Here is a 4,365-nt window from a genome sequence, read left to right on the forward strand (position 1 = left end):
TAAGCGCAGTGCATTGATTCAAGAAAATGATTTAGTGGATAAATTCCTGTTTATTTTATATTTACTGAAAATAACTTTCTGATGATTTCTATGGATCCTCAGAGGAATATCTTTTTTTTTGTATGGAGAAAAATTTCATATCAAGAATTATGATGTTTTATTTGCCGAATTGAACATTTTATTTAGGCCAAAAACGCTATAATAATGGTCTATATCATTGTCATTCAAAGAGTTCAGAGAAAACGATGGCCCCTTTAGATCAAATTGCAACAGCATCGGATGACCAGTCAGAGTTAACGATGTCGGTCCTTATGACGCCAGATATGGCGAACTTTTCAGGAAATGTACATGGTGGAACAATTCTGAAATTATTGGACCAGGTTGCTTATGCTTGTGCGAGTCGCTATTCGGGTAGTTATGTCGTAACCCTGTCTGTAGACAAAGTAAATTTCAAAGAACCGATTCATGTGGGTGAGCTGGTGACTTTCCTGGCAAGTGTGAACCATGTAGGTCGTACTTCAATGGAAATTGGCATTCGTGTAGAAGCGCAAAATATTCAGAAACGTACTGTACGCCATACCAATAGTTGCTACTTCACGATGGTCGCTGTTGATGAAAATGGTAAGCCTAAACAGATTCCACCGCTGAATCTGGACAATGACTGGAAACGTTGCCGTTTTGAAGCAGCTGAACAACGTAAAGTTGCCCGTCTGCAGGAAAATCATCATCCTTCATGCAGTATCTATAAAAAATCAGCGCATAGCTAAGAACTAAACTTAATTTGCTTATTAAAAAGACCTTCAATGAGAGGTCTTTTTTTTGCCTATAAAATTCATTTAACTCTGGCTTAAGCTTCTTTTTTAATCTAATATGAAACGATACGTATCGTTTTGTTTTTTGGTTTTAAGCATGAGTGAAGAAGAAAAATGTTCACGGCGTCAGCACAGTATTCTGCAGGCGGTTTCGGATGCACTGGCAGAAGGTGAATATCATCAGCTAACCATTGAAGATGTGGCTGCACGGGCAGGGGTTGGCAAATCTACGATTTACCGCTGGTGGAAACATAAATCTGAACTGGTACTAGATGCCTTTAAGCAGCGCACAGCAGGGGTATTTGAACTGGATGCTTCACAAAGCCTGCGCAGTAATCTGGTTCAACAGCTAACTCTGTTGGTTCAGGCACTTAATCATCCGGTAGGCCGAGCTTTGCTGGTCGTTATGGCCAATCATCGGGAGCTGGCTGCAGACTTTTTTCAGCAGTATCTATTACCACGTCGAAAACAAACCCACCAATTGATTCAACAGGCCATCGAGCGTGGGGAATTACGTGCGGATTATCCTTTTGATCTGATGCTGGACACCTTATACGGGCCGATTCATTACCAGATCATTTTCTTCAACCGCATGCCGGATGATCAATATATCCAGAATCTGGTAGATCTGGCCTTAAGCCCAGCTTTGATTTCTCTCTGAGTTTAGTCAGTTCTTAAATTTGTTTTTAAAAGTTGCGTGTTATGTCTGCTAGTCCTGAGCGCTTATGGAATCGCTCCTTTATTCTGTGTTTATTGAACAATCTGTTCCTGTTTGTCTATTACTTTGCCTTACTGACCATTCTGCCGGTTTATATCATGAAAGGTCTGGGCGGATCAGTCAAAGAAGCAGGTTTGGCTTTGACCCTGTTCTTAGTTTCATCCATCGCCATTCGACCTTTTTCTGGCATGATCATCGAGAAACTCGGCAAGAAATTGGCAATGCGCGGAGCCGGAGTTATTTTTGCCTTATTTTCCTTTAGTTATCTGCTGGTCGATAGCATGTGGTCATTATTGGCAGTGCGTTTCTTACATGGGATCTGGTTCAGCATACTGACGACGGTCACCGTTCCCGTTGCAAATGAGTTTATTCCGGAATCTCGTAAGGGTGAGGGCATGGGCTATTTTGTCATGTCGACTAATCTGGGTGTGGTATTTGGTCCATTACTGGCCTTAACCGTAGTTCAGTTCACCAGCTTTAAAGTGCTGTTTGGCTTGCTTGCCGTGATTATCTCTATCGGCTTGATCTTTTCCTTCATGCTGAAAATTACCGAATTAGCAAAACCTCAAGCTACAGTGGTCGAAAAATCAAAATTCAGCCTGCATGACATTATTGAAGTCAAAGTGCTGGCGGTGAGTTTTGTGGCACTGCTCACGGCTTTTGCTTACTCCAGTATCATGAGTTTTATCACGCCCTTTAGTGAAACCAAGCAACTACTGGCTTATACCGGCATCTTCTTTATTGTTTTTGCGGCCTCAATGTTGTTGGTACGGCCTTGGGTGGGCAAAATTTACGACCGTAAAGGACCAAGTGCAGTTATCTATCCTTCCTTTATTTTCTTTGCGATTGGCATGATGATTGTCAGTGTCATGTCCAGCCAATGGACTATGTGGTTGTCTGCGGTATTTATCGGAATTGGTTACGGTTCATTATTTCCATGTTTACAAACGCTGGCGATTCAATCTGTCGAAAAACAGCGTATGGGCCATGCAATTTCTACCTTTTTTACCCTGTTTGATATTGGACTGGCAGTGGGTTCAGTAGTGATGGGTATGATCATTGCGCAATACGGTTTTGAAAAGACCTATATGTTCTGTGCAGTGATGGTGATTTTCACTTTATTGATCTACCGTCAATATGTGGCCAGGAAGCGACCTTCGATTTCAGCATCCTTACCGGAAGAATAAAATGGAATTAAGACATTTACGCTATTTTGTTACAGTGGCTGAAGAGCTGAATTTCACCCGTGCAGCTGAAAAACTGAATACTGTTCAGCCTTCACTCAGTCAGCAGATTAAGGATCTGGAGCGTGAAGTAGATGCGCAATTGCTGGAGCGGAATAACCGCAAGGTTGAGCTGACCGAGGCTGGACAGGCTTTTCTAAAGGAAGCTCTGTTGAGCTTAGAACATGCGGAACGTGCCGTGCAGGCAGCCCGTCAGATCGCCCATACACATAAGGGTCAGCTGAATATCGGCTTCGTACCGGTCGCGGAAATGAAAATTTTTCCTTATATCATGCCGAATATCCGTGCACATTTTCCTGAACTGAAAGCACTGTTTCATAGCCTGACCGATGCAGAACAGTTTAGCGCGCTGAGACAGGGCAGTATTGATATTGCCTTTACCCGCTACCGAGATCAGTCGGATGAGTTTGAGTCCGTTCAGATTTTTGATGAGCCACTGACGCTGATTGTGCCGAAAAATTCTCCGGTCGCAGAAATGCCCTATGTCAGCATCAAGAAGTTTGAAAATCAGGACTTTGTGATTAGTGATGAACAAGCCTCACCACAGCTGCATAAGATTATTGATGATTTCTTTAGGCAGTCGAAACTGAACGTGAATGTGGTGCAGTATTCCACCAATATTCTGCTGAATGTCAATCTGGTCGGCATGGGGGTTGGCTGGAGTCTGGTACCAGCCTATGTGATTCCTTTACTCGGCGATAATATTGTGGTGAAGAAAACGCTGGAACCTTTACCGATGATTGCTCTCTATGTCAGTTACCGTAAAAATAACCAGCATCCTGCGATTGAACTGATTCTGAAAGTGCTTAAAGAAAAGTTTTGTGTAGACCTTTTTAAGTAAATTATTGATCTTCCATAAATGAAATGTGCTACAGAAATGATCTGTAGCACATGCTTTTTAATCGCAGAGGAAAATCGCTTTATACTGAAATTCAAAAAATAAGAAATCGGTTGAAGCAGAATGATGAAGCTCTATAACAACCCTCAGTCACGCGGCATGACCTTGCTGCCTATCCTTAAAGAACTACAGATTGAAGACCAGCTTGAGCAGGTGGAAGTTCCTTTTAAAGATATGCATTAACCTGAATATCTTCAGATCAATCCGATGGGTAAAGTTCCCTGTCTGGTTGATCAAGGCGTCGTAATTTCAGAAATGGCGGCTATTATCATCTATCTGGCAGATAAGTATCAGGACAAAGGATTGGCACCCGCTTTAGATGATCCCAAGCGTGGTACTTATTTAAAATGGATTTTCTTCTGTCATGGGCCACTGACTGAATATATTGATGTAAAAAATTTACAAGTATCTCAAGAACAGATTGAAAAGGTCCGAACCAGTTTAAGTTTTGGTAACGAAGCCGCGGTATTTGATTTTTTTAAACGAGGTTTGTCGCAGGCCAAGCCTTATCTTTTAGATGAAAAAGTTTCTGCTGCAGATCTATATGTGGCCTATTGTCTGATCTTCGCAATTAGTACCAAAATTTTGCCGCCGTTGGAAGAATTTAAACCTTTCCTACAGCAGATGGCACGTCGTCATTCTCTCAAAGATATTTCATGGTTTGAGCAATACCGAACTTAGATCGGAAGAGCG

Annotated in this window: 4 protein-coding genes and 1 pseudogene; all 5 read left to right on the forward strand. The window is 42.1% G+C overall.

All coding sequences use genetic code 11. From position 1 onward, the window contains the following. Positions 1–245: 245 nt before the first annotated feature. The 5 genes and pseudogenes from B4J23_RS10805 to B4J23_RS10825 all read left to right on the forward strand — a co-directional run bounded on the left by B4J23_RS10805 (position 246) and on the right by B4J23_RS10825 (position 4,353). A complete protein-coding gene (locus B4J23_RS10805) occupies positions 246–767 on the forward strand; it encodes an acyl-CoA thioesterase (RefSeq protein WP_004784949.1) in 522 nt (173 codons plus the stop codon). A gap of 142 nt (positions 768–909) precedes the next feature. Next, positions 910–1,473, forward strand: coding sequence for a TetR/AcrR family transcriptional regulator (locus tag B4J23_RS10810; protein ID WP_291360579.1), 564 nt, complete (start codon positions 910–912; stop codon positions 1,471–1,473). A gap of 41 nt (positions 1,474–1,514) precedes the next feature. Continuing rightward, positions 1,515–2,717: an MFS transporter gene (locus tag B4J23_RS10815; RefSeq protein WP_291360581.1), complete on the forward strand. Its 1,203-nt coding sequence runs from the start codon at positions 1,515–1,517 to the stop codon at positions 2,715–2,717. A 1-nt stretch (position 2,718) separates the two neighbouring features. Next, positions 2,719–3,615 carry a LysR substrate-binding domain-containing protein gene (locus B4J23_RS10820; RefSeq protein WP_291360582.1) on the forward strand — a complete coding sequence of 299 codons (897 nt, stop codon included), beginning with the start codon at positions 2,719–2,721 and terminating at the stop codon, positions 3,613–3,615. 123 nt (positions 3,616–3,738) lie between these two features. Then, a pseudogene (locus B4J23_RS10825) lies at positions 3,739–4,353 on the forward strand (glutathione S-transferase family protein). Positions 4,354–4,365 lie beyond the last annotated feature (12 nt).

The organism is Acinetobacter sp. UBA3025, from assembly GCF_002367915.1.
Classification (GTDB): Bacteria; Pseudomonadota; Gammaproteobacteria; order Pseudomonadales; family Moraxellaceae; genus Acinetobacter.